19 protein-coding genes are annotated in these 26,522 nt (G+C 39.6%); all 19 read left to right on the forward strand.

Annotated features, from left to right (window positions below):
- Positions 1-7 precede the first annotated feature (7 nt).
- The 19 genes from tssM to PTET_RS16980 all read left to right on the forward strand — a co-directional run bounded on the left by tssM (position 8) and on the right by PTET_RS16980 (position 26,522).
- Entirely contained in the window at positions 8-3,517 is a 3,510-nt protein-coding gene (tssM, locus tag PTET_RS16890; RefSeq protein WP_016900102.1) for a type VI secretion system membrane subunit TssM, read from the forward strand.
- On the forward strand, positions 3,499-4,227 hold the full coding sequence (gene tagF / locus PTET_RS16895) for a type VI secretion system-associated protein TagF (protein WP_013462963.1): 729 nt from the start codon (positions 3,499-3,501) through the stop codon (positions 4,225-4,227). Before tssM ends, tagF begins: the two co-directional genes overlap by 19 nt.
- Positions 4,220-5,017 carry a PP2C family protein-serine/threonine phosphatase gene (locus tag PTET_RS16900; protein ID WP_013462964.1) on the forward strand — a complete coding sequence of 266 codons (798 nt, stop codon included), beginning with the start codon at positions 4,220-4,222 and terminating at the stop codon, positions 5,015-5,017. The genes tagF and PTET_RS16900 overlap by 8 nt, the downstream gene beginning before the upstream one ends.
- A 203-nt stretch (positions 5,018-5,220) precedes the next feature.
- Positions 5,221-6,336, forward strand: a complete 1,116-nt coding sequence (tssA, locus tag PTET_RS16905) for a type VI secretion system protein TssA (protein ID WP_013462965.1) — start codon at positions 5,221-5,223, stop codon at positions 6,334-6,336.
- A 15-nt stretch (positions 6,337-6,351) separates the two neighbouring features.
- Entirely contained in the window at positions 6,352-6,855 is a 504-nt protein-coding gene (tssB, locus tag PTET_RS16910; RefSeq protein WP_010389380.1) for a type VI secretion system contractile sheath small subunit, read from the forward strand.
- Complete coding sequence (tssC, locus tag PTET_RS16915; protein ID WP_013462966.1) at positions 6,852-8,342, forward strand: type VI secretion system contractile sheath large subunit; 1,491 nt, start codon at positions 6,852-6,854, stop codon at positions 8,340-8,342. Before tssB ends, tssC (PTET_RS16915) begins: the two co-directional genes overlap by 4 nt.
- Before the next feature lie 37 nt (positions 8,343-8,379).
- On the forward strand, positions 8,380-9,906 hold the full coding sequence (gene tssC, locus PTET_RS16920) for a type VI secretion system contractile sheath large subunit (RefSeq protein ID WP_013462967.1): 1,527 nt from the start codon (positions 8,380-8,382) through the stop codon (positions 9,904-9,906).
- A 2-nt stretch (positions 9,907-9,908) separates the two neighbouring features.
- A complete protein-coding gene (locus PTET_RS16925) occupies positions 9,909-10,688 on the forward strand; it encodes a type VI secretion system accessory protein TagJ (protein WP_013462968.1) in 780 nt (259 codons plus the stop codon).
- A 15-nt stretch (positions 10,689-10,703) separates the two neighbouring features.
- Positions 10,704-11,189 carry a type VI secretion system baseplate subunit TssE gene (tssE, locus tag PTET_RS16930; RefSeq protein ID WP_013462969.1) on the forward strand — a complete coding sequence of 162 codons (486 nt, stop codon included), beginning with the start codon at positions 10,704-10,706 and terminating at the stop codon, positions 11,187-11,189.
- On the forward strand, positions 11,186-13,012 hold the full coding sequence (gene tssF / locus PTET_RS16935; RefSeq protein ID WP_013462970.1) for a type VI secretion system baseplate subunit TssF: 1,827 nt from the start codon (positions 11,186-11,188) through the stop codon (positions 13,010-13,012). Before tssE ends, tssF begins: the two co-directional genes overlap by 4 nt.
- Positions 13,009-13,998 (forward strand): type VI secretion system baseplate subunit TssG, encoded by a 990-nt coding sequence (gene tssG / locus PTET_RS16940; RefSeq protein WP_033102982.1) that lies wholly within the window; start codon positions 13,009-13,011, stop codon positions 13,996-13,998. The genes tssF and tssG overlap by 4 nt, the downstream gene beginning before the upstream one ends.
- Positions 13,999-14,021: 23 nt before the next feature.
- The gene (tssH, locus tag PTET_RS16945; RefSeq protein WP_013462972.1) at positions 14,022-16,640 is read left to right on the forward strand and encodes a type VI secretion system ATPase TssH; all 2,619 of its coding nucleotides are present in this window, start codon (positions 14,022-14,024) and stop codon (positions 16,638-16,640) included.
- 220 nt (positions 16,641-16,860) lie between these two features.
- On the forward strand, positions 16,861-17,340 hold the full coding sequence (locus tag PTET_RS16950; RefSeq protein ID WP_013462973.1) for an Hcp family type VI secretion system effector: 480 nt from the start codon (positions 16,861-16,863) through the stop codon (positions 17,338-17,340).
- Between the two features lie 73 nt (positions 17,341-17,413).
- Positions 17,414-19,267: a type VI secretion system tip protein TssI/VgrG gene (tssI, locus tag PTET_RS16955; RefSeq protein WP_013462974.1), complete on the forward strand. Its 1,854-nt coding sequence runs from the start codon at positions 17,414-17,416 to the stop codon at positions 19,265-19,267.
- Entirely contained in the window at positions 19,267-19,626 is a 360-nt protein-coding gene (locus PTET_RS16960; protein WP_016900103.1) for a hypothetical protein, read from the forward strand. Before tssI ends, PTET_RS16960 begins: the two co-directional genes overlap by 1 nt.
- A 38-nt stretch (positions 19,627-19,664) precedes the next feature.
- Positions 19,665-19,955: a PAAR domain-containing protein gene (locus tag PTET_RS16965; protein WP_013462976.1), complete on the forward strand. Its 291-nt coding sequence runs from the start codon at positions 19,665-19,667 to the stop codon at positions 19,953-19,955.
- A 2-nt stretch (positions 19,956-19,957) separates the two neighbouring features.
- Positions 19,958-20,983 (forward strand): hypothetical protein, encoded by a 1,026-nt coding sequence (locus PTET_RS16970; RefSeq protein ID WP_013462977.1) that lies wholly within the window; start codon positions 19,958-19,960, stop codon positions 20,981-20,983.
- Positions 20,980-21,825 (forward strand): hypothetical protein, encoded by an 846-nt coding sequence (locus PTET_RS16975; protein WP_013462978.1) that lies wholly within the window; start codon positions 20,980-20,982, stop codon positions 21,823-21,825. Before PTET_RS16970 ends, PTET_RS16975 begins: the two co-directional genes overlap by 4 nt.
- Positions 21,825-26,522, forward strand: a complete 4,698-nt coding sequence (locus tag PTET_RS16980) for an RHS repeat-associated core domain-containing protein (protein WP_013462979.1) — start codon at positions 21,825-21,827, stop codon at positions 26,520-26,522. Before PTET_RS16975 ends, PTET_RS16980 begins: the two co-directional genes overlap by 1 nt.

The following is a 26,522-nucleotide window of genomic DNA, read 5'->3' on the forward strand; positions in this document are numbered from 1 at the left end:
GGCTGCAATGAGTTTCTCACAAAAATTTAAAAAAATAACCTACGCACTAACATCACGAACCGCTATATTAATTATCGGCTTTTTAGCCTTATCATTATTAATTTGGTTTGGTGGCCCTTTAATCGCAGTGGCAGACTATGTACCGCTTGCAGGTGTAGCATCACGATTATTAACTATTTTATTGGTATTATTAGTTTTTTCAGTGACCAAAATTTATCGTCTTATGCAGCAAAATAAGCGCGATGAAAAAATGGCAGATGAGTTAATTGATAACAATGATGCCAATAGTAGTGAAGTAAACGAAGAAATTACTACTCTTAAAACGAGAATGAATGAAGCTATAGATCTACTAAAAGATGTAAAGCTATTTAAAGGTAAAAATATATACCAGTTACCTTGGTATATTATGATTGGCCCTCCGGGTGCAGGTAAAACAACGGTTATTCATAACTCAGGCCTCGATTATCCATTAAAAGATAAGCTAGGCGTTGACTTAGTTCATGGTGTAGGCGGTACCCGTAATTGTGACTGGTGGTTTACCAATAAAGCGGTATTAATTGATACCGCAGGGCGTTACACAACACAAAGTAGCCACGCAAAACATGACTCAAGAGCATGGGAAGGTTTTTTAGGGTTATTAAGAAAGCATCGCCCGTTACGCCCTATTAATGGCGTGATGATCAGCATGGGTATTTCTGAGCTAATGAGCCAGACCAAAACTGAGCGAAACCTACATGCTCGTGCTATAAAACAGCGTCTTCAAGAATTACAAAACCAACTAGGGATGACATTTCCTGTTTATGTTATTTTTTCTAAAGTTGATTTAATTGAAGGCTTTAGAGAGTTTTTTGCTGAGCTAACTGAAGAAGAATGTGAGCAGGTTTGGGGAATTACCTTTGAACTTGATTTAGATAAAGATACTCAGGTAGATGCGTTCAATAAAGAGTTCCATGCTTTAATTTCTAAGCTTACGGAGATGTTAAATCGTCGGCTTATTAACGAGCGTAACGAAGCTATCCGTGCCAAAATTTTTGAATTCCCTCGACAGTTACGGGTATTGCAGGGCGTAGGTGATGACTTTTTAAAAGAAATTTTCACCCCCAATGCCTATGAAGAATTACCCATGTTCAGAGGGGTGTACTTAACCAGTGCGACGCAAGAAGGGACACCGTCAAGCTTTTTAAATGATGCGAGCGCAGGGAAAACAGATTACATAAATCAATCTAAAAGTTTCTTTATTAAGAATGTTTTAGAAAGTGTTATTTTTCCTGAGCAAAACTTAGCAAGCACTAACAAACATCATGATAAGCAAAATAAATGGCTTCGCGTTGCAAGTATTTCAGCTGCGTGTGTTGCTTTATTAGGTTTTTCAGTTTCGTGGTACTTTAGTTTTGCATGGAATAGCAACTTAATAGACGCCACCGATGAGGCAATTACTACTTACCAAGAGCTCGATGCCTCTTCGTTTGATAGAAATAATTTATTGGTGTTGAACGACAGACTAAATGCACTGAGAAATCTACCTGCTACTAACTCTGAGCTCATTAACCCTGAGGATGCTTCATCAGTTGGTTTTAATAAGTTAACCGAAATTAAAGAATCTTCTACTAATGCTTACAAGCGTTCTTTACAAACGTATTTAGAGCCATTTGTTGCTAATACTTTAATTAAGGAAATGGAAGCGCATCCAGAACACTTAAGCTATTTATATGAAACGCTAAAGTGTTACTTAATGTTGTTTAAACCTGAATACTTTGAAAGTGAAGATATTGTGGTGTGGTTCAGTGCTTATTTAGACAGAAACTTACCCGGTGATATGAATATGCAAACGCGTGGTGAGTTAATGAATCATATTTCAGCTTTACTCAATGAGGGAATCACGCAAACCGAAATAGATAACCAAGCTGTGCGAGTTGCACGTGCAGAGTTAACTAAACTACCGATTGCGGAAAGAGCATACCAGCGTCTTCAAGCTGATTTTCTTGATAGTAGTATTCCGCCTTTCAGACTAACCGATATTATTAGCTTTGAAAGTGCACAAAAGTTTACTTTTCGTAATAACGGCGACTTAACGCGAAGCATTCCAGGGTTATACACTTTTAATGGTTTTCATGGCATTTTTAATATTGAAAAAGGAAAAATGCTTGGCAACTTAATGGCTAGTAGCTGGGTTTACGGGCAAGAAGCCTCAGGAACTTACGATATTTCTAAAGCGGAGATAGAGAAGAAACTAGAGCAGCGCTATTTCCAAGATTACATTTATTATTGGCAGTCATTTTTAGATGACTTGAGTCTTAATCAATACAGCTCACCCGCTGAAGGCGTCAATATTACTGATGTGCTAGCAGGCTCTGAAGCACCGATTAAAAATATCATCAATGCGGTGAAAAAGAATGTTCAGCTTACTAAACTACCAGTATCTGAAAATCAAAAAGTAGCTGGTGATGTGGCAGCCAATGCCGCTAAAGTCGCTATGCAAACTAAAGCAAATCGAATCAAGCGCTTTTTACCTGATGAAGCTCCAAAATTTGAAATTGATCTACCAGGTTACCAAGTAGAAGAAGCCTTTGAAGATATTATTGATATTGATGTTCAGCAACTTGATAATATTCAGAAAAATTTAAGAGAGTTAAATATTTATTTAACCAAGCTTGATAGAGGCGATCAGCTTAAGTACTCCATTAAAGATCAAATAAGCGGTAAGAGCAAACCTAGCTTTATTCGCCAATTAGAGTATCAAAGCAGCGACTTACCTTATCCATTTAATAGTTGGTTACTGGATATTAGTAGAGATACTAGCAACATAACCAAAAATAGTGCTAACAGGCATCTAAATGAAATTTGGAAAAGTAAAGTTTTACGCGAGTATAACGCGGCGATTGTGGGCCGTTACCCATTTGCTCCGCAGGCTGAAAAAGAAGTCAGCATTAAAGACTTTACCCGCTTCTTTGGTCCTAATGGCACCATAGACAACTTTTTCAATAGCTACGTAGCCCCGAGTGTGGACATGAGTTCAACCCCTTGGAAGTTTGAAAAAGATATTGGTATTAGCAACAACACGTTAAAAATGTTCGAGCATGCTTACAAAATTCAAACCGCATTTTTTGACCGTGGTAGTAATACTCCAAGAATTGAGTTTGGCTTGCGTACCTTTAAATTAGATAAAACGGTCTCAAGCTTCATGATTGAAATTGATGGCCAATCTATGATTTATCGTCATGGTCCGCTTAAGGTGACCAATTTTGTTTGGCCTGGTGCAAGTGGTCAAAGCAAAACTCGAGTGGTGTTTACTCCACCAAATGGTGGGCGTTCAATTAACACCACCTACCAAGGTGAGTGGTCACTATACAGAATGTTAGATGAACTGAGTGAAAAGCGAAGTAAAACGCGAGAAGACTTAGAGCTGCATTTCTCACTAATGGGTAACAATGCAAAAGTAGAATTATTGCCGAGTTCAATCAGGCATCCTTTTTGGAATAGCAGTGTAGAGAAGTTCTCATGTCCGACCCGATTGTAGATATTGGTTATCTTGGCAAAGTCCCTTGTTTAGGCGACTTTGTTCAAGATAATGTTACTAAAGAGTTTTCAGAGCATTGGGAGCAATGGCTTCAGGCTGCCATTGCTGTAAGTAAAGAACAGCTTGGTGATGTTTGGCAAGAAAACTATTTAACAGGTCCCGTTTGGCATTTTGCCTTAAGCCCAAATATTGTGGGTGATACTGGCGTTATGGGCACGTTATTGCCAAGTATGGATGCTGTGGGGAGGCATTATCCTCTCACGGTAACGCGAACAACACATATTGCTCCTGTCGATGTGCTTCATTCTGGTGTTTTTTCGTTGGAGTACGAAGATGCAGTACTCAAAGTACTTGATGGCTCCGTTGATTTATTTTCTTGGCGTAAAGAGTTAGCTAATACTTTGAGCGAAATTACTTCAACTAAAAAGCAAGTTAGTTTTGCAAACTCGCTAGATAAGAATAAACAGGCTACAGCATTGGAGTTTTCTGGTACCGAATTAAGTGATCACATTTTACAAGATACCATGCATGCCATTTTATATAAAAAGTATGGTGATTACAGTGTTTGGTGGACTCATGGCTCATGCAATATTAAGCCTATGGTGTTGATCACTTCGGCTCTACCGCCTGTAAATCAAGTGGCCGCTATGCTAGATGGACGATGGAAACATTGGGAATGGAATTTTACACAGGTAAAAAATAGTGATTAATAATTTAAGCTCAAGTTATGCCATTACCCACCGAGGTGCTGTTAGGCAACTTAACGAAGACGCGCATGTAGAAATTAACAGCCATAATTTATGGGTAGTAGCTGATGGTATGGGAGGACATGAAGCGGGTGAAGTTGCCAGCCAATTAGTTGTTGATGTTATAAGAACCCATGTTGAAAAGTTTAAACTAGAAGATTTAAACGTCAGTGACATTGTTAAAGCCATTGAAGATGCAAATAAACAATTAACTGAATATAGCGCGCAATACTTAAGCAACAAAACAGCGGGCAGCACGGTGACAGCTTTGTTTGTTAAAAATGAGCGCTATTACATTTTATGGGTTGGCGACAGCAGAGCTTATTTGTTGCGCAATAGTAAGTTGACTCAAGTTTCTAGAGATCATAGCCAAGTTAACGACTTAATAGATGAAGGAATGATTTCTGTTGAAGAAGCTAAAAATCATCCACTATCTAATGTAATTACCCGTGCCGTAGGAGTAATGGATGAAGTAAAAGTTGATATTGTTGAAGGGGATATAAACACAGGCGATATATTTTTACTGTGCTCAGATGGTCTTACTGGCGAGTTATCAGATGAAGAAATATGTTTGTCATTAGAGCCCTCTAGTATTATTGATTCAGGAATGGCGTTAATGCATTCTTCGTTAGTCAGAGGAGCCAAAGATAACGTGACCTGTATTTTAGTAAAATATGATGATGTGGATGCCAATCAATCGATACAATCTTGCAATTTGCAAGATGAGGCAACGATTCCATTGTTCACTAAGTAGCTGATTAAGCCCGTTTTAGTATAATCAAGAAAAAAAGTTGTAAATAAATCAGGAACAAAAAAACTGTTATTTCAATTATTTATAAAATAACATTAGCCAGCTTATCGGCATAATAGCGTCAAGGCTTGTAATTTAATTTAAAGAATGTAATATAATTTCCGCTTTGCTTCTTAGAGCACATGGATAATATTTAGGACAATGGAATGTTTTTATTTGAAGAGTATATTTCCCCTATTTCAGATGCTGAGTTTGCAGGTATTGATCCGCGCTCAGACGTCTCTCCAACGTCTACTTACTATGCCTTAAAAGATTTAAGAAACCAACTTCGTGCGGCTGAAAGAAATGCCTTAGTCGATGAAGAGGGAATTGCTTCACTTTCGCGAGATTGGCTGCCATTACTTGAACAATGCAGTGAGGCAGTTAAAAGCGAAAGCAAGGATATTGAATACCTTGCATGGCTAATTGAAGGTTTATGCCGCGTTCACGGGTTTAAAGGAATAGCGTTTGGTTTTAGTGTTGCTAAGCACCTTTTGGAACACCATTTTGAATCCCTTTATCCAACACTTGATGACGGTGATGAAATTTCAGACAAAGTGTCTGCCTTAGTTGGCTTAAATGGTACAGCCGGTGAAGGCACGTTGATCATCCCAATAAAAAGCATTTATATGACAGACAGTGTCAGTATGGATCCTTTTTCTTTTTGGGAGTATCAGCAAGGGTATGATATTTCGCGTTTAAATGATGAAAAGCGCGAAAAGAAAATAGCCCAAGGCGCAGTTGATTTTGAGCAATTAGAAAAAAGTGCCGCTGAGACCAGTACCGAATTTTTTGTGTCTTTAAAAAACGATATTGAAGATGCGATAGAGCAGTTTGCTGCCTTGAGCGAAGTTATGGATGAGGTGACAGGTGAGCCACAACCGACGTCTAACATCAAACAAGCATTAGAAGTGAGCTTAGCGGCGGTAAAACACGTAGCAGCAGATAAGCTTGAAGCAGCGCAAACTGCACTAGATAAAGCTAACGCTGAGCCTGAAGAGGAACTCGTTGAGGATGCGATTCAAGCTGACTCAGAGCAACCTAAAAAGCTTAGCAGTGATGAGATTAATTCAAGAGAAAACGCAATTAAGAAACTTCAAGAAATTGCGACTTTTTTCAGAAAGACTGAACCTCATTCACCGATGTCTTACACGATAGAACAAGTTATTCGATGGAGCGAATTATCGCTACCTGAGTTATTAAATGAGTTAATTACAGATAGTGATGCTAGGACTGGATACTTTAAGTTGTCTGGCATTAAGATCAGCGAAACTGAAACATAGTAAAAGGAGTTCTCAATGAGTATCCATGATAAGTTAAAACGAGTTCGTAAACCTAGAGTACATATCACTTATGATGTGGAAACTGAGGGCGCGGCAGTAAAAAAAGAATTACCCTTTGTAGTGGGTGTAATGGGCGATTTTTCTGGTGATAATACAGAAGCGCTTAAGCCACTAAAAGATAGACGTTTTATTCAAATTGATCGTGATAACTTTAATGATGTTTTAAAGCGTATGAGCCCATCTCTACGTTTAAAAGTAGACAACACATTAACGGATGATGGTTCTCAGTTTGAAGTTAACTTGAACTTCAAATCGATTGACGATTTCGAGCCTGCAGCCGTTGTAAATCAAGTAGAGCCGTTACGCAAATTGATGGAAACGCGTAACAAGCTTCGTGACTTGATGACGAAGATTGACCGCTCAGAAGAACTTGAAAACGTACTAGAAGAAGTATTAAGCAACACAGCAAGCTTAGACTCGATGGCGAAAGAACTTAACTTAGAGGAGACTGATAAATGAGCACTGAACAATTAGCAACAGAATCAGAATCAGTAGCAGAAGTTAGTTCTTCACTTTTAGAGCAAGCAATCGGTGCGACTAAACAAACAGAGTCAAGCCGTGCTGAAGAGTTACTGAAAACGTTAACTGAAGAAGCATTAAAAGGCACAGTTCAATGGAACAAAAACATGACTGTGACGTTTAATGAAGCAATTCAATTAATCGATCAAAAAATCTCAAAGCAGTTAAGTGTCGTAATGCACACGGATGAGTTTCAAAAACTTGAAGGCTCATGGCGCGGATTACATCACTTAGTGATGAATTCTGAAACTAGCTCAACATTAAAAATTCGTGTTTTAAACATGAAAAAGAAAGAGCTGCATAAAGACTTAAGTAAAGCTGTTGAGTTTGATCAAAGCCAAACCTTTAAGAAAATATATGAGTCAGAATTTGGTACCCCAGGTGGTGAACCGTATGGCACGATTGTAGGTGACTTTGAATTTACTAATCACCCAGAAGATGTTGAAACATTAAGCTTAATGTCTAATGTTGCAGCTGCTGGTTTCTGTCCATTTATTGCCGCATCATCACCGTCGTTATTTGGTTTTGATAATTGGGAAGAATTAACTAAGCCACGTGATTTAGAAAAAGTGTTTGAATCACTAGAATACACTAAATGGCGTTCATTTAGAGACAGCGATGATTCACGCTTTGTATCACTTACTATGCCGCGTTTCCTTTCGCGTTTACCTTATGGTGCAGCGTCAAAACCAGTTGAAGAATTTAACTACGAAGAGTTTGAAGTTGAAGCGAAAGATGGCCGTTCAGTTAGTACTGATAATAGTGATTATTGTTGGAGTAATGCCGCATACGCTATGGCAACAAACATGACCGCTGCTTTCTCTCAATATGGTTTCTGTACTGCTATTCGTGGCGCAGAGGGTGGTGGTAAAGTAGAAGGCTTACCAACGCACATATTTACGAGTGATGATGGCGATCCAGATCTTAAATGTCCAACAGAAATTGGCATTACAGACCGTCGTGAGGCCGAGCTAAGCCAGTTAGGTTTCTTGCCTTTATGTCACTATAAAAACACTGATTATGCTGTTTTCTTTGGTGGCCAAAGCTGTCAAAAACCAAAAATCTACTCAACACCTGATGCAACCGCTAATGCTGCCATTTCAGCACGCTTACCTTACTTAATGGCGACTTCTCGTTTTGCTCATTACCTTAAAGTAATGGCGCGCGATAAAATTGGTAGCTTTATGGAAGCCGAAGACGTTGAATCATGGTTAAACCGTTGGATTCTGTCTTATGTAAATGCGACAGAGGGCGGTGGTCAAGATATTAGAGCACGTTACCCTCTTGCTGATGCGAAAGTATCTGTAAAAGAGATCCCAGGACAACCTGGTGCTTATAACGCTGTTGCTTGGCTTAAACCTTGGTTACAAATGGAAGAGCTTACTTCTTCTTTACGCCTTGTAGCTAAAATCCCAGAGATCGGTTAATAATACCGCTCTCTCGCATTAAGGATGATGCAATAGAATGAATCACGAAGAGTTTTCATTTATCAATCAAGACTTCACTTTTCAACAAAAGTCGCAGTCTCGAATAAGTGATAATGACGCTTTACTCGATAGGTTTTTGAACGAAAAAAACCTAGATAAAGCGTTATTATTATGGCTTGAAGGCTCTTCTGATTCTCCACTTTCTTGGAATAAGGAGTCATTGAGTCCTTATTTACAGCGTGTGATCATTGAACTCGATCAACTGATTTCTTCACAACTCAATCATATAATTCATGCAAAAAGCTTTCAAAATTTAGAAGCTAGTTGGCGAAATCTATGGTGGCTATTATTACAAACAGAGCAACAAGACAAAGAAAAAAAAGTAAAAGTTAAATTGCTTAATTGTGACTGGCCAACGCTCTCAAAAGACGTAAATAAAGCGATAGATTTCGATCAAAGTACGTTTTTTCAATTACTCTATCAAAACGAATTTGACAGTGCCGGCGGCGAGCCCTTTGGTATTGTGATTGGTGATTATGAAATTAGTAATGGTTGCTCAGCGGGCACTATTTATAACGATATAGATACGATTAAAGAAGTGTCAAGAACGGCTGCCGCCGCATTTTCTCCTTTTATATGTTCAGCATCGGCTAACTTATTTGGCGCAGATAGCTTTTCAGATTTAGGTTATTACTCTGATTTATTTAATCATTTTGAGCAGCCTGAATATATAAAATGGCAAAGCTTTAGAAAAATGGAAGAAGCTAGATTCATGGGTTTTACACTTCCTCATGTGCTAGTTAGGCCGCCTTATGCTAATGACGGTAAGCGCCATCAAGAATTCTATTTCAAAGAACAAATTATTAATCCAGAAACAGATATGCTGTGGGGAAATGCAGCCTATCAATTTGTATCAACAATAATCAGAGCTTACTGCGATAGCGGCTGGTTTGGGCATATACGTGGTATAGAGCCAGGGAAAGTGTCAAAAGGCTTAGTCACAGGGCTAGCTCGCGATAGTTTTGCTAATGATACTTATCAAAAAGAAGCCAAGCCGCCACTGGATTTGTTAGTAACCAGTAAGTTTGAAAAGCAATTTTCTGAACTCGGTTTTATCCCAGCCTCTTCGGTCACAAATACCGAACATATTGTTTTTTACAGTAATGCGTCGGTTCAAAAGACAAAAAATTACGATTCAAGCGCTGCTAATATCAATGCGCGCTTATCGTCTATGTTGCAATACATTTTATGTGTATCGCGCTTTGCGCACTATTTAAAATTATTGGCCCGAGACCGTGTAGGCTCTTACAGCACGGCTCAAGCGTGTGAAAGAGATTTACAAGCGTGGATCAATAACTACACAACCGCGTCAGACTCTGCGTCTGAGCACATTAGAAGTAAATACCCACTCAGTAATGCAAAAATAAAAGTAAGTGAAAACAAGGCTAATCCGGGTCATTACTTTTCGGTTTTGCAGTTACAGCCTCATTTTCAGTTAGACCAAATGGTCTCGAGTATTAAGTTAATAACAGAGCTCAGTCCTCATCATAAAATAAAGGAATAGTAATGAAAAAAATACACAGTTTAATTCGCGAGGGAAAACTTGCTGATGCTTTATTATGTTGCGCTACAGAGTTGCAAGATGAGCCTTTAAATTTTGATATTAGAAGTCTTTATTCTGAATTACTTTGCATTAACGGTGAACTTGAAAAAGCAGATAAACAGCTAGATTTTATGGTGCAAAAGAACCCTGAATTTGCTGTAGGTGCGGTTAACCTTAGGCATTTAATTCGCGCACAACAATCGCGTGTAGATTTTTATCAAGGTAAGGGTATTCCTAAACTCTTTCATGAAGCTAATGAGCTAGACACCTTGTTCTTAAAAATGCACGTAGCCCTACTTGAAGGCGAAACATCTGAAGCGGCAACGCTTGCAAAACAAATGGAAGCACTTCGTCTTGAAAGCGTTGATGATGAGCATTCAGCAATTAGAGATTTAGATGATAGCTTAAGCCCATATTTAGAAGTGCTAGGCACGAATGGCGAGTTTTACCTTGCAAACTTTAATGAAATTGAAGCATTAAAAGTAGAACCTGTAACGTCTTTATTAGAGAGCATCTGGTTACGCGTTGAGATCACTATCAAAGACGGTCCGTCAGGCACGGCACATTTACCGCTGGTTTATGCAAACTCAAATACTGAGCTGGAAAAGTTAGGTCAGGTTTCTGATTGGGATGAGCTACAAGATGAGTTTATTGTAGGTAAAGGAATGAAAATGTTATTTGTCAACGATGAAGCAATCACTATTCCTAGTCTAAAAATCAACGCCGTTGAAACAGCAGAGTAAGTGCAATAAACGATTATGATTGAACATAAGCAGCAACTCCAAGCATCTATTTTAGATAGGCTCATTGACGATGAGCCTGACTTTCAAGATGCGCCTTCTCGTACTGAGGGGATCAGCATTAGTGAGCTGAGAAAAAATGTGCGTAGAGACATAGAAGCGCTGCTAAATGCTCGAATTCAGTGGCATACCTGGCCATCACAATATGCTGAGTTGTCGACTTCGTGTTTATCATATGGTTTGCCTGACTTTTCGAGTATGTCTGTAAGCTCACACGAAGGGCGTGCACTTTTATGCGAAACCGTAAGAAATACAATTTTAAAATTTGAACCGCGGTTTATTGAGGTAGAAGTGTTTACCGATGATGAAGTACCCGTGAACAGAGTATTAAACCTAAGGATTAACGCCTTGTTGTATGCCGATCCAGAACCTGAATTTATCAGCTTTGATTCTGAAGTTGAGCCGGTTAATTTAGGTATGAAGATTATTGAGGCCTCTTTATGAACGATGAGTTATTAAAGTACTACAACCGCGAACTAGCGTTTGTTCGCCACATGGGTAAAGACTTTTCTGAAAAGTACCCTAAAGTTGCTGGGCGATTAAAGTTAAGCGATGACCATATTGAAGACCCTCATGTATCTAGGCTAATCGAATCGTTCGCATTTTTAACTGCTAATATTAGGCAAAAACTTGATGACAGCTTTCCTGAGCTAACTGATGCTCTATTGGGACAGATGCTGCCAGACTACCAAGCGCCTATCCCTTCTATGTCGGTGGTAAAATTAGAAGCTGAAAATCTGTCCACCACGGGTGTGGTCATTCCAAGAGGCAGTGAAGTAGAAACCAATGTTGAGTCGATGAAGCAATGTAAGTTTCAAACCTGTTACGAAACTTATTTATGGCCGGTTGAGATCACAAGTGCCCAATTTGATAATAGTCCGTTTGTTGCCCCTAAGCCTCGTTGGCATGAAAAAGCTAAGTCAATTTTCAAACTTGAGCTAACCGGTGAATATCCGGGTGTATCATTAGCTGAAACCGGGCTGGAAAAATTACGATTATTTATAAATGGCCAATGGCATCATACGCTTAAAGTGTATGAACTATTATTTAAACACGCTATTGGTATTGCTTTTGATAATGGTGAAGAGGGTATAAAGTACCTTTCTAAAAACCAGTTAAAAGCCGTAGGCTTTGATGCAAATGAAGCGGTGGTGCCCTATTCGCAGCGCTCAAGTGCTGGTTATCGGTTACTGGTGGAAAACTTTACCTTTCCGGAAAAGTTTCGCTTTGTTGAGCTTGAAAATATTCGTTCATCACTGCCTAAAAAGTCTAACAAATGCAGTGTGTATATTTATCTTGATTCAGAGTCAACCGAGCTTGAAAAGCAAGTAGACAAAAATATGTTTTTAATGGGATGTACACCCATTATCAATATGTTTGAGCAAGAACTAGAACCGATTCGCCCTGAGCTGAGTGAATACGAATACCAATTAACACCACGCTATATGGACTCTGAAATCTCAGAGGTGATTGGTATCTCAGAAGTTATTGCGTTTGATCACAAAGGGAACAAACAAATAGTGTGTCCTTTTTATGGGCAGACTCATCCACGATACCAAGGCCATGATGATTTATTTTGGCACATCCGCAGAGAAACCGCTTCTTGGGCCGGTGGCTATGTTGAGTCAGGTACGGAATCGTTTCTATCATTGGTAGATGCACGATTTGAAAATAGCGCTATGGATTATGCTGAAGGGAACACGGTATTAACAGTACGTGCTAATTGCAGTAATCGAAACCTTCCTGCTAGCATGCCCTTTGGAGATGATGAACTCGGACTTTTAATGCCTGAACGTGGTGATGTAATAAAAAAAATACGTTGTTTAATCCCATTTACTCATGCAGTTAGACCGATATTAGCCGATGCAACTCGTTGGCAATTAGTTAATCATTTAACCCTTGATGCGTTTAGTGGAGATGATGCATGTAACAAGCTTAAAGAAGTGTTACGGCTGTATGACTTTAGAGCTTCACCGCAAACAAAAGGCCTTATCGATAATATTTACCGCGTGATTGTAGAACCAGCAACGGCGCGTGTTGTACAAAAAGGACGAGTAAGCTTCGCAACGGGAAGCGAAATAGAAATTACCTTTGCCAATGATGATTTTTCGGGAAGTGGTATGTTTTTCTTTGCTTCTATCCTCGATCATTTCTTTGCACAATTTGCGGCAATCAATAGTTTCACGCGTGTTAGTTTAAGGCTCAAAGAACAAGAGCAAGTGTATTATCAATGGCCTGCTCGAGTTGGGGAAAGCCCGTTAATATGATCCAGCATATTATTTCTCAAGCGTCACAAGTTGATTTTTATAAAGCTGTTTTCATTATTGAAAACCAGCTGAAAAAGCATGGCTTAGAGTATCGCTATGTAGGGTATGACAGTAGCCCAAAGCAAGAGTTAATTAAATTTACCGCAACACAAAAATTTGGTTACCCAGGTAACGCTATCACAAAATTAGAGCAAGCTAGCTTTGAAGATGGGTTGCATAAAGTCAACATGCAGATCTCTTTTATGGGATTAACGGGTTGCTCAGGTGCTTTACCCCAATTTTACAGCGAGCTGGTGATGCAGCGTCTTCGCTATAAAGATACCACCATGCGTGACTTTTACGACATGTTTAATCATCGTTTGGTGTCTTTATATTATCGAGCGTGGAAAAAATATAAGCCGTCTTTAAATCATGTGAACAAAGATAAAAACAAAGACCCATATACACAAATATTGGGACTTTTAAGTGGCGGCTATAATGATCATCAGCTGCATTTTTCTGGCTTGTATAGCCGAAAAATTCGCAACGCTTTTGATTTAAAAAGTGTATTGAGCTCTTACCTTGGTTGTGATGTTGTCATCAAACAAATGGTAGGAAAGTGGCATGATTTGAAGCCACAAGAACAAACCTGTTTAGCAAGTGAGCGCCTATACGAGGGACAACATGCTCGCTTAGGCGTTGATACCGTAATAGGTAAAAAGATATGGGATATTTCTTCTAATATTGAGATTCATATCAGCACTACTGATATTGATAAAGCAAAATCCTTGTTACCGAAAGGCAAGTTATTTGAGTTAGCTACCAAAATTGTAAAAGATTATGCGGGCAATGCGATTTCATTTCGACTTATCATCGAATCAGATTTTCAACAACTTGATGCGGTGCAGTTGTCTAAACGGGAATGCCAACTTGGCGCTAATAGCTTTTTAATGGCGAGTAAAAACACCCCTAAATTTAACCCTATTAAGTTATCGTTTAAAGGATAATTAAAAATTAAAAGGAACAGCGTATGTCAACGATGACATTAAATAAATTAGTTGAAAAACTAAGTCCAGATTGTAGAAAAAGCTTAGAGGCAGCTGTTGCAATATGTAATAGCCGCAGCCATTTTACGGTTGAATTAGAGCATTGGTTGTTAGCCATGATTGAGCAGCAACTAGACGATGTTAGACTCATATTCGGTTCTTTCGATATTGATATTGATCAGGTGAAGCAAGATTTAAACCAATCACTAGAGTCATTTAAAACGGGCAGTGATTCATCGCCTAGCCTATCAGTGCATGTGACTACATTATTAAGGCAGTCATGGTTAAGTACCAGTATAGAATTCACCGATGAGCAAATTCGCAGTGCTTATGTTATTTATACGCTAACAAAAGACGATACGCTTTCAAGTTTAGTAACGCGCTGTAGCAAATTGTTTAATAACATAGAGCCAGGCCAACTGTTACATGCATGGCCTGAAATTGTTGCACAATCGCAAGAGCGAAATACCGCCAATGTAACTGCTGCAACACCTGCAAATGGTTCATCTAAAACACCGAGTTTAGATCAATTTACAGTTGATTTAACCGCTCAAGCAAAAGCGGGGAAAATAGACCCTATTCTAGGTCGTGATTTTGAAATACGTCAAATGGTTGATATTTTAACTAGACGTCGTCAAAACAACCCAATCTTGACGGGTGAAGCGGGTGTAGGTAAAACCGCTGTGGTTGAAGGACTTGCCCTAAGAATTGCCCAAAAAGACGTACCTGCAGTATTACAAAACGTTAAGTTGCACAGCCTAGATTTGGCTTTGCTTCAAGCAGGTGCGGGCATGAAAGGTGAGTTTGAAAATCGCTTAAAGTCGTTAATTAACGAAGTTAAAAACGCTGTTGACCCTGTGATTCTTTTTATAGATGAAGCTCACACTATGATTGGTAGTGGCGGACAAGCGGGTCAAAACGATGCGGCTAACTTACTAAAACCTGCTTTAGCAAGAGGGGAATTACGTACTATTGCAGCAACAACGTGGGCTGAATATAAAAAGTTTTTTGAAAAGGATGCTGCACTAACACGTCGTTTCCAAGTGGTAAAGGTTGAAGAGCCAACGCCAGAAAAAGCGGTTGCTATGCTACGTGGTTTAGTTCCTGTTATGGAAAAGCATCATAAAGTTTTTATTTCAGAGCAAGCACTTGAAAGTGCGGTGCATCTATCGCACAGATACATTACTGCCAGGCAACTTCCCGATAAAGCAGTTGCATTGTTAGATACGGCCTGTGCTCGTGTTGCTATGAGCCAAGCATCGACACCTAATGCGATTGAGCAGTTAATGAATAGACTTAGTGAAATTGAAGCGCAAGTTTTAATGTTAAATCGTGAGCAAAAAACCGGTTTAGATCATAGCGAACAATTATCAGCACTTAAATCTGAACTAGTTGAGATTGAACAGCAACTTGAACCATTAAATGAGCAGTTCAACGTTGAAAAAGGCATCGTTGCAGAATTAAACCAAGCGCTTGAATCGATTAACACCAACGATGCAGACTCTTCTGCTGAAGTACTTGAGCAGTTAAAAGAAAGTAAGCTTAAGCTAGCCTCGTACGAACATAACATGGTGCATTGGCAAGTTGATGAAGAGCTGATTGCACAGGTTATTTCTGATTGGACTGGTATTCCTGTTGGTAAAATGCATGAAGATGAAATTCATGGCATTTTAAATTTAGCTGCGCAAATGAAACAACGCGTAGTTGGCCAAGATCATGCGCTTGAACTCATGGCTAAAGTAGTACAAACCTCTCGTGCTCAGCTTGCAGATGAAAGTCGCCCTAATGGTATATTTATGCTGGCAGGCCCAAGCGGAGTGGGTAAAACAGAGACCGCGCTTTCACTAGCACAAGAAGTATATGGCAGTGAAGATAACGTAACAGTTATTAATATGTCTGAGTTTAAAGAAGAGCATAAAGTGTCATTACTACTTGGCTCACCTCCAGGTTATGTTGGTTATGGCGAAGGCGGTATTTTAACCGAAGCAGTAAGAAGAAAACCATATAGTGTGGTGCTGCTAGATGAAATGGAAAAAGCCCATCCAGGCGTGCAAGATATTTTCTATCAAGTATTCGATAAAGGCACCATAAAAGACGGTGAAGGCCGAGATATCGACTTTAAAAATACCATCATTATTATGACCTCAAATGTGGGTACTGATACCACAATGAGCTTATTTGAAGATGAAGAAAGTAAGCCAAGTATTAAAGGCTTATTAAAAGCATTACAAGATGATTTATTAGGGGCATTTAAGCCTGCATTTTTAGGACGAATTAACGTTATTCCATATATTCCGTTAAGTGATGAAATTCTTACCCAGATTGCTGCGTTGCAAATTAGTAAAATAATTAAGCGTGTTAAAAAGCACTATGATGCGCAATTAACGTATAACGATGATGTGATTGAGCACATTATTGCAAATTGTCAAAATGCCGGATCGGGTGCACGAAATATTCACACCATATTACAGAATAAAGTACTACCTCTATTGTCTGAGATCTTGCTTTCAAGCATGGTTGAAGGTGAAAAAGTAACATCTATCTCATTGTTAATTAAAGATAATGAGTTCGATGTTGAATTAACTAAAGTTAATTCAAAATAACTTGTTTTTAAGGTTGTTTCTTTAGTTTTAGGGCATTATAATTCGTGTGTCTTATATAGAAACAAGGAATTTTTGAGACATTGTCTTCATCTAGGGAAAGGAATTCTGAAGACCTTTTCATTGCTGTTTTAAAGATAATGATTTCAAGGAATTTTGGGTAACCAAAGTAAACGAATCCACATAATGGATAATATTGTTTAATAAAAAGGAGCATTATCAAATGCAAGCAAATACATATTTAAAATACGGTTCAATCAAAGGCGAAACTACTGCTGAGTCTTTCAAAGATTTAATTACAGTTTTATCTTTAGATTGGAACGTTAGCCGTGAAATTAGCGCAGCGACTGGTACGGCGATGGATCGTGAATCTAGCTCTACTCGTTTAGGCGATGTGACTATTACTAAACTTCAAGATAAAGCATCTCCGGATCTTTTCAAAGAAGCAACTATTGGTAAAGGTCTACCTGCTGTTTTCCATATCACTAAACAAGGTGATAAAGTTGAAGAAATCATGAAAATCGAACTTACAGATGCCATGATCTCTAGCTACTCAGTATCAGTTCAAAACGACCGTCCAATTGAAACAATCACTATCAGCTACACTGAAATGATGATGACTGTTACACCTACTGACGACCAAAACAACATCACTGCACCACTTGTATATGGTTACAGCGGTGTTAAAGGTCAACAAATGTAATATTTGTTACCCGATTGTAGCTCTGGGCTTTGCCCAGGGCTTTTTTTGATCTTCAGGATGGGAAAAGCAAGGAATGCAAAAAGCAACACAAGATAAAAACGTAATTCAAATTAGTACTCCTGTTGGTAAAGATGCCCTTTATTTAACACGCTTCGTTGCTCAAGAAGCCATGTCAGATTTGTTTGTTATGTCGGTCAATATGTATACCATAGGCCAACAAATTGCACATGAAGATCTGGTTGGCAAGCCTGTTTCTATCAAGGTAAAAAATGCCGAGGGTGGGGGAGAGCGTTTTTATCACGGTATCGTGAGTCAGCTTGTTTCTAACGGAAGCCGTACGGCGGATGTTGATGAGCAAAAAAATTACATTGATTATCAAGCTACCATTGTGCCTTTTGCCGCTTCTATGCGTAATCGTAAAAACAGTCGCATTTTCCAAAAGAAAACAATTAAAGATATATTCGCTGATTTGTTTGGCCAACACAATGTGGCTTTTTCAGATAAAACCAGTAAAACCTACCCCAAATACGAATACTGTGTGCAATACCAAGAGTCAGATTTTGACTTTATCCAACGCTTATTACAAAGTGAGGGGATTTTTTACTTCTTTGAGCATACAAAAAGTAATCATACATTAGTTTTAGCAGATGATATTACCGCATATGAAATGTGTGGTGAGGCTAAAGTTGTTCATTCAACTGGCCATTTAAGTGAGTCTCATGTTTCGCGTTGGCAGGGCGGATTAAGCTTAGCGCCAGGTAGTTTCAAACGTTTGGGCTACGATTTTAAACAGCCATCACGTTACCCTGATGCAGAGCAAGCAAACGCAGAATTACCGACCCAATCGGTATCAGAAATTTTTGAATATACAGCTGAAGCAGAGTGTCATCCCCGCGCGGCTAATTTGGCATCAGTTCAACTAGAGTCACTGCAAAGAGACATGAAGCTCTCGAGCGGGCGCAGTGACTGCCGCTCATTCTCTGTTGGTAAACTGTTTAGTTTCAAAAAACATGAAGACCCACGCCTTGAAGGTAAAACCTTTGCTATCACCTCGATGATGACGTCGATTGTGGTACCAAACCAATCAGGCGCTGCACAAGCATCGAGTGAAGAAGTGTATTCTAACCACTTTGAATGTGTGCCAAAAGACATTCCATACAGAGCGCAAGTGAGCAAAAAGAAACCGGTTATCAACGGCGTACAAACAGCCATAGTAACGGGTGATAGCGCCGATGAAATTATGATTGACCAATATGGCCGCGTTAAGGTGCAATTTGATTGGGATCGTGAAGGTAAAAAAGACTCTAAAAGTTCATGCTGGATCCGAGTTGCACAAAATTGGGCTGGCAAAAAGTGGGGCGCCTTTTTCTTTCCCCGCGTAGGTCAAGAAGTTCTGGTTGATTTTATTAATGGCGACCCAGATCAACCTATTATAAGCGGTGCTGTTTATAATGCAGACCTAATGCCTCCGTACGCATTACCTGGTGAAAAAACGCAAAGTGGTATTAAGACTCGCTCAACTAAAGAAGGTGGAGCAGATAACTTTAATGAGCTGCGCTTTGAGGATAAAAAAGGCAGCGAGCTTGTGTATATGCAAGCCGAAAAAGATAAACAGCTTTACGTTAAAAACGATCAAAACGAAAAAATAGATAACGACCGTAATGTTGAAATCCTCAATAACGATAATCTCAAAGTCACAGCTAACCGTGTTGCTGAAATGGGTGAAAATGACACCTTAAAAGTCGGTAAAACACTTAATATTGAAGCGGGTGACGAAATAGTGATAAAAACAGGCTCTGCGCAAATTAAAATGAGCAGTAGTGGCAATATTACTATTGAAGGTACAAACATTGATATTAAAGGCAGTAATGTAAAAGTAGATGGCAGTGCCATTACCTTATCTGCTGGTGTAATTAAGTTAAATTAATGATGGAAATAGTCAATAACTTTCAATCAGGATTTAGAAACGGCATTGCAAATAACGGGCACGTTGTTTACTGCCGTTATGGTTTACCGCATTTAGTGTGTTTACCGATAAACAGGCCAGACGATCCATTACTAAGCCCGGCTTTAAGTCATTTAAAAGCCATGAATGGCTATTATGCACAGCAGTTTTTTATTCATTTAAGTGATGCACTTAATAGTGAAAATGTAATTTCAAACTTATATCAATATGCAACTCAAAGCGCTGTGGCACTTTCTGATCACAGTAAAGATGAGTTAATTGAAGAAATTTCGCTACTGGTAACCAGTAACAAGCTATTAGTTATCCCGCTTTATGAATAGCATTTCATAAACCAACAAAGACACGACAAGGAGTCAAAATGGGTAAACCCGCTGCTACAATTGGTCATATGCATGTATGCCCTAAAGTGACCGCTAAAGTTCCACATGTGGGTGGACCTATAGTTGCTGGCTCTGGCAATGTGTTAATAGGTGGCATGCCCGCTGCCCGCAAAGGCGATATGATAGTGTGTGTTGGCCCGCCAGACAGCGTAAAAACAGGCTCGGGTAGTGTTCAAATTAATGGTAAACCTGCCGCCAGAATGGGCGATGATAGTGGCCACGGCGGAAAAATCGTTGTGGGCAACCCAACCGTGTTAATTGGTGGTTAACTTTGCTAGCGACCTATTTAAGTGATCATCAAGCACAATTACTACAAATTAGTAACGCTCAACTGTGCCCGTTTACGTGTGTAGGTCATGTTCGCTATTTAAGAAAAACGCTATTAGAAAGCTGTTGGTTAACGGCAAAAAACAATAATCAAAAAAATAACTTTGAATTGCCCACCACTGAGCAACTAGTCGAAATAATAACTAACACCAAAAACGATGAATTAGTTGCCCAAGCATGTATTGAAGTTATGGCTAACTTGCCACAAAATAAAAATATTATATTTATAAATGAATTACTTAATGAGCCAGCGCTGAGTGCTTTTTTTAAAATCATTATAAATAAAGTCGTTATCCAACAGCATAGCTTTAACTTAATTCGGCTACTAAATTTAAACACCTTGTTTTTTGCTTACAGTGCTGAGGAAGAGATTGCCCCGCAAACACTGGTCACTATAAATCAAATTACCAGCCTTGCGCAGCACCACGATAGACAGATATTAACGGCTATTTTTGATGCATTAAGTGAGCAAGCCCATCTATCACCCTTAATGTCGTTATTTTTGTTGTCGTTAAATTTTGAGCAAGTAAACAGCTTAAGTAATCATGCCAGTAATACCTTATCGGTTGATCACACATTGCATATTTTATTACAAAGCGGTTTTGTAAAACTAATTGTTTTGGCTAATTCTTTATTACAACAGGTAGAGCAACCCGCGTTAATTATTGCGCTAATAAGACGCATGTTAGGTGATAAACTCGATCAGCTAGTGGAGTACGATATCCAGCGACTCGCTTGGCAAGGTGATGAAAGCGCGCTAATAGATTTTCAGCAGCAGTTAAAACATAACTGGCCTAAATATGAAACCGCCATGTCGAGTTTACGACTGATTGCAGGGCACCCTCTTGATGAAGTGCCTAATGCCATTTATTTATCGGCCATGGATAGCTATAGCCAAGGGGTGTTTAATTTATATCGCTATTATCAACATCTCGCTGCCAATAAAACTCAGGACGAGGTGGCACCATGAGTGCATTTTCAATCGAGATGACATGCTTTTCTGTCCCAAATATTAGCAGCGTAGACACATTATTATTTGACGATAACAGTGCTGTTTTTAATGAGTTGCAATGGCAGTCTTGGGATGCATGTGTTTACGATTGCATAATTAAATCTAAAGAATTAATGGCAGAAGTCACAGACAGCACATTGCCGATGATTTGGTTACTACCGGCATTATCATTTCAAGATGAGCTAAAACAGTTATTAGCTCAAAGCTTACAACAGTTATACCCCGATCATAGCAACGAGCTGATTTTTCATGGAACAACAGGTGCACACTCTGCTATAGCTTTGGCTGGTGAAAAAAAATGGCAAAAATTTAATGTAATTGCTTTAGATGCAACTTTTAAAGCAAATAAACAGCAACAGTTTGTATATCAAGGTGTAGGTGGTGCGTTGGCTGTAGTTGAAATGGTGCCTTGCGGGTGGTCGCAGGTAAGCCATGAGATTGCAGCATCTATTGATTTTAGCAAACATAATCAGCTAGCAGGTATGCTTACGCGATTAGCTGAACAAACAGAGAATAAGATTGATCTAATTTTTGCACCGGGAAATGGGGTAGATGATGATAGTTGGCTAAACAATTTACAGCTACTTACTAGCTTAATTGATGAGCACACATATTACGAACTACCCAATTATAAATTAGGGAAAATAGGCGCACTAGAAGGGTTAGTTAATTTGTACCAATTAACCACAAGCCCTGCAATTGTTGAGCATTTTAGTTATGCATTAATGCTCTCCCAAGAGCAAGCTAAGCATCAAGGTGCAGCATCATACTTATGGATAAGTGAGGAAGTAGACAGCTAATGCAAAGTAATACCGTTGTTTTACAAGGAATAAGTTACCCAATTTGCCTCGTCGCTGGTAAAGGTTCTGCGCCGTCGGGCTTTGTTGCTGTAGCAGCTAACACGCCTGAAAGTGCCAAAAATCAAATTGCGCAAATAGGCAGTGCGCTTACTAGCGACGCCGCTAAACGTTTAGACGTTATTAACTTGCTTAACCTTGCAGGAGTGAGCTGTTCGCGCGGTGCGTCAGCCCGTGAAACCGCGAGTGTATTAACCCAAGCTTTGGTTGCAGATAAAATTAGTTGTTATCACCAAAAAGCTAAGTCGGCTATTCAAGTAAGCGATAACACTAATAGCGGCGCAGCAGGTAAAAAGCCAAGTAGTAAGAGCAGTTCAACAGCCTCAGGTAAAAGTGCCTCTCAAGCGCCGGCTAAAAACAGTGGCGGTGCAAGTAATAATACCCCAAGTGAAGAACCTATCACCAAACAAGAGTGCCGCTCTGATCCAGTTTCTATGCTCTCGGGTGAAGAAATACTGCCGCTTATTGATTTCACCTTAGCAGGTAGCAAACAATTAATTTGGCGACGCCTATACCGTTCATCGCATGCGGATGTATGCAGTGTAATGGGTAATGGTTGGCGACATGACTTTATGGTGCAGTTAACTGAGCATTACTTACCGCCACCTAAAGTAGGCCCAAAACAAAAAGGCACCTACTGGTTAGAATACCAAGATGAGCATGGCGCTAAACACCGCTTTGAAAAAGTAAAACCGGGGCAATCGAGCTATCAGCTAAGCAGTAATTTGGCGTTGCATTACCAAACTAATGGTAAGCAAGTATTGGTAACGCCAGATGATCAGCATCTTACGTTTAAAGCTGGCGAAAACTCATGGTTGCTCGAAAAAGTTATTAATGAAAAAGGCCAAAGTATTGGTTTTTATTACGATGCGAAAGAGCGCTTGCATCGCGTTGAGGTTAATAAAGCACGCGGCTGTATTTTAAAATATAACCCGCAAGGGTTGCTGGCAAACATTTCGGCTTATCGTACAGGTGATAACAACAAGCCAGTATTACTAACGCCGTTACTTGCGCAATATGATTATGATGAAAACAAAAATCTCGTTCGCGCGACCAATCAACAAGGTGAAACAGAGCATTATGGCTATAACGCCGCTAATTTATTAACTAAGCGTACCCGTGCCAGTGGTTTTAGCCATCACTTTGAATGGGATAGTTACTCATCAAGTGCTAAGTGTATAAAACAATGGGGCGATAACAACACCTATACGTATCAGTTTGAATATAATTTAGACGCTGGTGAAACAACCTGTATAGACTCGCGTGGGCATAAAGAACACTTTGTACATAACGCGCAAGGTAAGTTAGTTAAGCACACCGATCCTAATGGTAATGTTTGGCACTACCGCTATAACGCACAAGGCCAAAAAATAACGGAAATAAAGCCAGACAGCAGTGAAATAAAATACAGTTATACCCCTTACGGTCAGTTAGAATCAATAACGCAGCCAGATGGCAGTGTCACTAAATTTGCTTACAACCAATTGGGTCAGCGTGTATTAACCACCTTGCCTGATGGTCAAACAATAACCCGTAAATACAGTGTGGCGGGTTTGCTGCAAAGTGAAACCTTTGGCGACGGTCGCACCGTACTTTACAGCTATGACAAATTTGGCCAGCTAACCCAACACATAAATAAAGATGGTCAAGTCACTAAATTTGTATGGAACGAGCAAGGCGAGCTTTTAGCCAAACACCATAACGATGAGCTCATTCGCTACAGCTACGACAGTTTAGGCCGTGTAAATGCCACCATTAATAACGCAGGTTTGCTGACTCAATATAAATACAATGAGCACGGCCAGCTTGCGCAAACTATTGCCTTTGACGAAAAAGACCCTGAAAATAAACAGCATCAACATTTTAGTTACGATGATGCAGGGCGGTTAATTAGCTCGCAAAACAGTAAGGGTGATACCACCGAGCAACACTTTGAAGGGCTAAGCCAGCCACATTGTGTTATTCAGCCCGATGGCAGTGCATTGCATTTAACTTACGATAAAGAGCGCAACCTAACCGCTATCGAACGTAGCGACGGCCATGTATACCGCATAAGTTATGACGCTAACGAAAACCCAACGCAAGTAACTGGATTTGATGGCACGCTACAGCAATATAAATACGATGCTTGCAACCGCTTAACCTCGGTTACACAAAGCGATAAACGCCATGTAAAAATAGAGCGTGATAAATTAGGCCGCGTGATTGCGCAGCATGCCAGTTTGGCAACCGATACTCACATCGTTAATAACGCCAATTACTACAGCTATAACCTGCAAGGTAAAATTACTCGTGCGCACAATGCACAATCAACCTTAAAGCAGCAGTTTGATAAAGGCGGGCGATTAGTACGTGCTGAGCAAGTACATAATCAGCAACAAGCCCATACCTTAAAATACAGTTACGACGACTACGGCAGAAGGCAATCACTGACCTTGCCAGATTCAAGCAAACTGAATTACAGTTATAATAAATTTGGTCAATTGAGTGGCATTCACTTACAGCAAGCCAATAGCACGGCTGTTGAACTTGCAGCGCTTAGCTATGACAGTCAAGGTAATATTCAAACGCAAAAGTTTGGTAATGACATAACCCTTACCCAACAATTTGATGTATTTAACCGCCTAACACAACAGCAGTTAACCCATCCTGCGCAAGCACTATTTGATACCTGTACGTACATCTACGACAGCGTAAACCAGCTGATTGCGCGTAAAGAGGAAGGTGTTAGTAGTCATAATATTAATTTTGAGTACAACAGCCTAGGCCAGTTAATTCAACAAAATCTAGTAAGTTCTGAGAACACAAAAACCACGCAATACCAGTGGGATAGCTTTGGTAACCCAGTTAGCCAGTCAACGGTTAAAAATGACGAATTAGCTGAGCAGCAAACTCCTCAGCACAATGATGATAGCGACGCCAGCAATAAGGTTGAAAGTAACCAGTCAGAAAGCACACCTAATGTAATTAATAGCGAATATAACGATTCAAATGCAGCAACGTTTGCTAGTGATTTAAGTGATAATGATGATGTTATTACAGGTACCACTGATGCCGACCGGTTAACTCACTTTGGCGACAGCGACTTTCATTATGATGAATTTGGTAACCAAATACGCGAAACCGGCAAAGGTATAAAAACCCGCCGCGAATACAATGCATTTAATCAGCTAAGTTGCTTTAACAACAACGGTACGCTTACTCAATACGATTACGACCCACTCGGGCGTCGTATCGCCAAACACACCGAGCAGGGCAAAATTGACTACATTTGGGATAACGACCAGCTAATTGGCGAATACCAACAGGGTGAATATACCTGGTATATCAACCTGCCAAATCAATTTCACCCAGTCGCGCTGATTAAAAAAGGTGAGGTGTACTACTACCACCTAGACCAACTGAATACTCCACGTTTTGTAACCAACAACAAAACAGAAGTAGTCTGGGAAAACCAAGCAGATGTATATGGTTATGAAGAGTCAGAGGCAAACACTACAAATAGCTTCACTCAGCCAATACGTTTTCAAGGGCAATATTTAGATATCGAGAGTGGCTTACATTACAACCGCTACCGCTACTACAGCCCCAAACAACAACGCTTTATAAACCAAGATCCGATTGGCCTTGTGGGTGGCATAAACCACTATCAATATGCGCCGAATCCAGTTAATTGGGTGGACCCGTTTGGGTTGAGTTGTAAGGAAGGAGATGCTAAAAGGGTTGTTTTTGCTGGCCATGGGATTATAGATGAGACTAAATCTGCAATAGTCCCTGTGGGAAGTACTCTAACGGTATATGCATTTAATGGAGCGACAATAACAGATGACCTTGGGCAATTAATAGAAAGTGGCGGGTCCTTAAATAGTAATGTATATAAAAAGGTATATGTTGCTGGTGATGTTATCCCCGGGTATGTGTTACTTGATAACCCTGGAGATATCGAGCTTCTCGATAGTTCAGTTCAAGTTTCTAAACCAACAGATATATCAGAACTTCTAGCCGAAAATGTAGGGGATTGCCATTGGGCTGCATGTGCTTCAATCTTTGGGCATGAAAACGAGAATGTGATTCACCATACTGAGGGCATTTTCAAAAAAGAATCAAATAAATTTTATCAGCTACAAGATGACGATAGTTGGAGTGAGTTGCTTGAAGATAATGCTAGTGAAGATACTCGAAGTATAACTAAGCCATATGGCATAGAACAGTCAGCTTTGGAAAAAGCTTTAATTAATGATATCAATCCTGACAAGGTAATTAACGGTCGAAAAATAATTAACTCGGATCTAGCAGGTACTATTGTTAAAACTAAAGGCGGGGATGTTGCGTTCGATACCGATGGTTTCCCTGATTTTACTCCATACTCACAAAAAACAGTCTCCGTAGAGGGCTTGACTGGGGATATGCTAAATGATGTACCCTTAGCAATGGAAAAAGCTGGTATTGAAGTATACGATAAAACTAAATATGTTTGGCATCATCACCAAGATGCTAAAACAATGATGCTCATTCCTAAATCTGTGCACTCTGTTAGAAATGGAGGTGTTGCACATACTGGAGGCAGGGCAGTGATAAAACATAACAAAGATAATCCTAATAACGTATTGAATTATAAGTCTCCAAAAGAGCTTGTATAA

Source organism: Pseudoalteromonas tetraodonis, assembly GCF_002310835.1.
GTDB classification, from domain to species: Bacteria; Pseudomonadota; Gammaproteobacteria; order Enterobacterales; family Alteromonadaceae; genus Pseudoalteromonas; species Pseudoalteromonas tetraodonis.

What these genes read in the sequence shown, in the direction of transcription:
- tssE (WP_013462969.1), top strand. Translation starts at nt 10,704, where the DNA reads ATGATTGAACATAAGCAGCAACTCCAAGCATCTATTTTAGATAGGCTC.
- tssF (WP_013462970.1), top strand. Translation starts at nt 11,186, where the DNA reads ATGAACGATGAGTTATTAAAGTACTACAACCGCGAACTAGCGTTTGTT.
- PTET_RS16950 (WP_013462973.1), top strand. Translation starts at nt 16,861, where the DNA reads ATGCAAGCAAATACATATTTAAAATACGGTTCAATCAAAGGCGAAACT.
- tssC (WP_013462966.1), top strand. Translation starts at nt 6,852, where the DNA reads ATGAGCACTGAACAATTAGCAACAGAATCAGAATCAGTAGCAGAAGTT.
- tssB (WP_010389380.1), top strand. Translation starts at nt 6,352, where the DNA reads ATGAGTATCCATGATAAGTTAAAACGAGTTCGTAAACCTAGAGTACAT.
- PTET_RS16980 (WP_013462979.1), top strand. Translation starts at nt 21,825, where the DNA reads ATGCAAAGTAATACCGTTGTTTTACAAGGAATAAGTTACCCAATTTGC.
- PTET_RS16965 (WP_013462976.1), top strand. Translation starts at nt 19,665, where the DNA reads ATGGGTAAACCCGCTGCTACAATTGGTCATATGCATGTATGCCCTAAA.
- PTET_RS16960 (WP_016900103.1), top strand. Translation starts at nt 19,267, where the DNA reads ATGATGGAAATAGTCAATAACTTTCAATCAGGATTTAGAAACGGCATT.
- tssH (WP_013462972.1), top strand. Translation starts at nt 14,022, where the DNA reads ATGTCAACGATGACATTAAATAAATTAGTTGAAAAACTAAGTCCAGAT.
- tssC (WP_013462967.1), top strand. Translation starts at nt 8,380, where the DNA reads ATGAATCACGAAGAGTTTTCATTTATCAATCAAGACTTCACTTTTCAA.
- tssA (WP_013462965.1), top strand. Translation starts at nt 5,221, where the DNA reads ATGTTTTTATTTGAAGAGTATATTTCCCCTATTTCAGATGCTGAGTTT.
- tssM (WP_016900102.1), top strand. Translation starts at nt 8, where the DNA reads ATGAGTTTCTCACAAAAATTTAAAAAAATAACCTACGCACTAACATCA.
- tagF (WP_013462963.1), top strand. Translation starts at nt 3,499, where the DNA reads ATGTCCGACCCGATTGTAGATATTGGTTATCTTGGCAAAGTCCCTTGT.
- PTET_RS16925 (WP_013462968.1), top strand. Translation starts at nt 9,909, where the DNA reads ATGAAAAAAATACACAGTTTAATTCGCGAGGGAAAACTTGCTGATGCT.
- PTET_RS16975 (WP_013462978.1), top strand. Translation starts at nt 20,980, where the DNA reads ATGAGTGCATTTTCAATCGAGATGACATGCTTTTCTGTCCCAAATATT.
- tssI (WP_013462974.1), top strand. Translation starts at nt 17,414, where the DNA reads ATGCAAAAAGCAACACAAGATAAAAACGTAATTCAAATTAGTACTCCT.
- tssG (WP_033102982.1), top strand. Translation starts at nt 13,009, where the DNA reads ATGATCCAGCATATTATTTCTCAAGCGTCACAAGTTGATTTTTATAAA.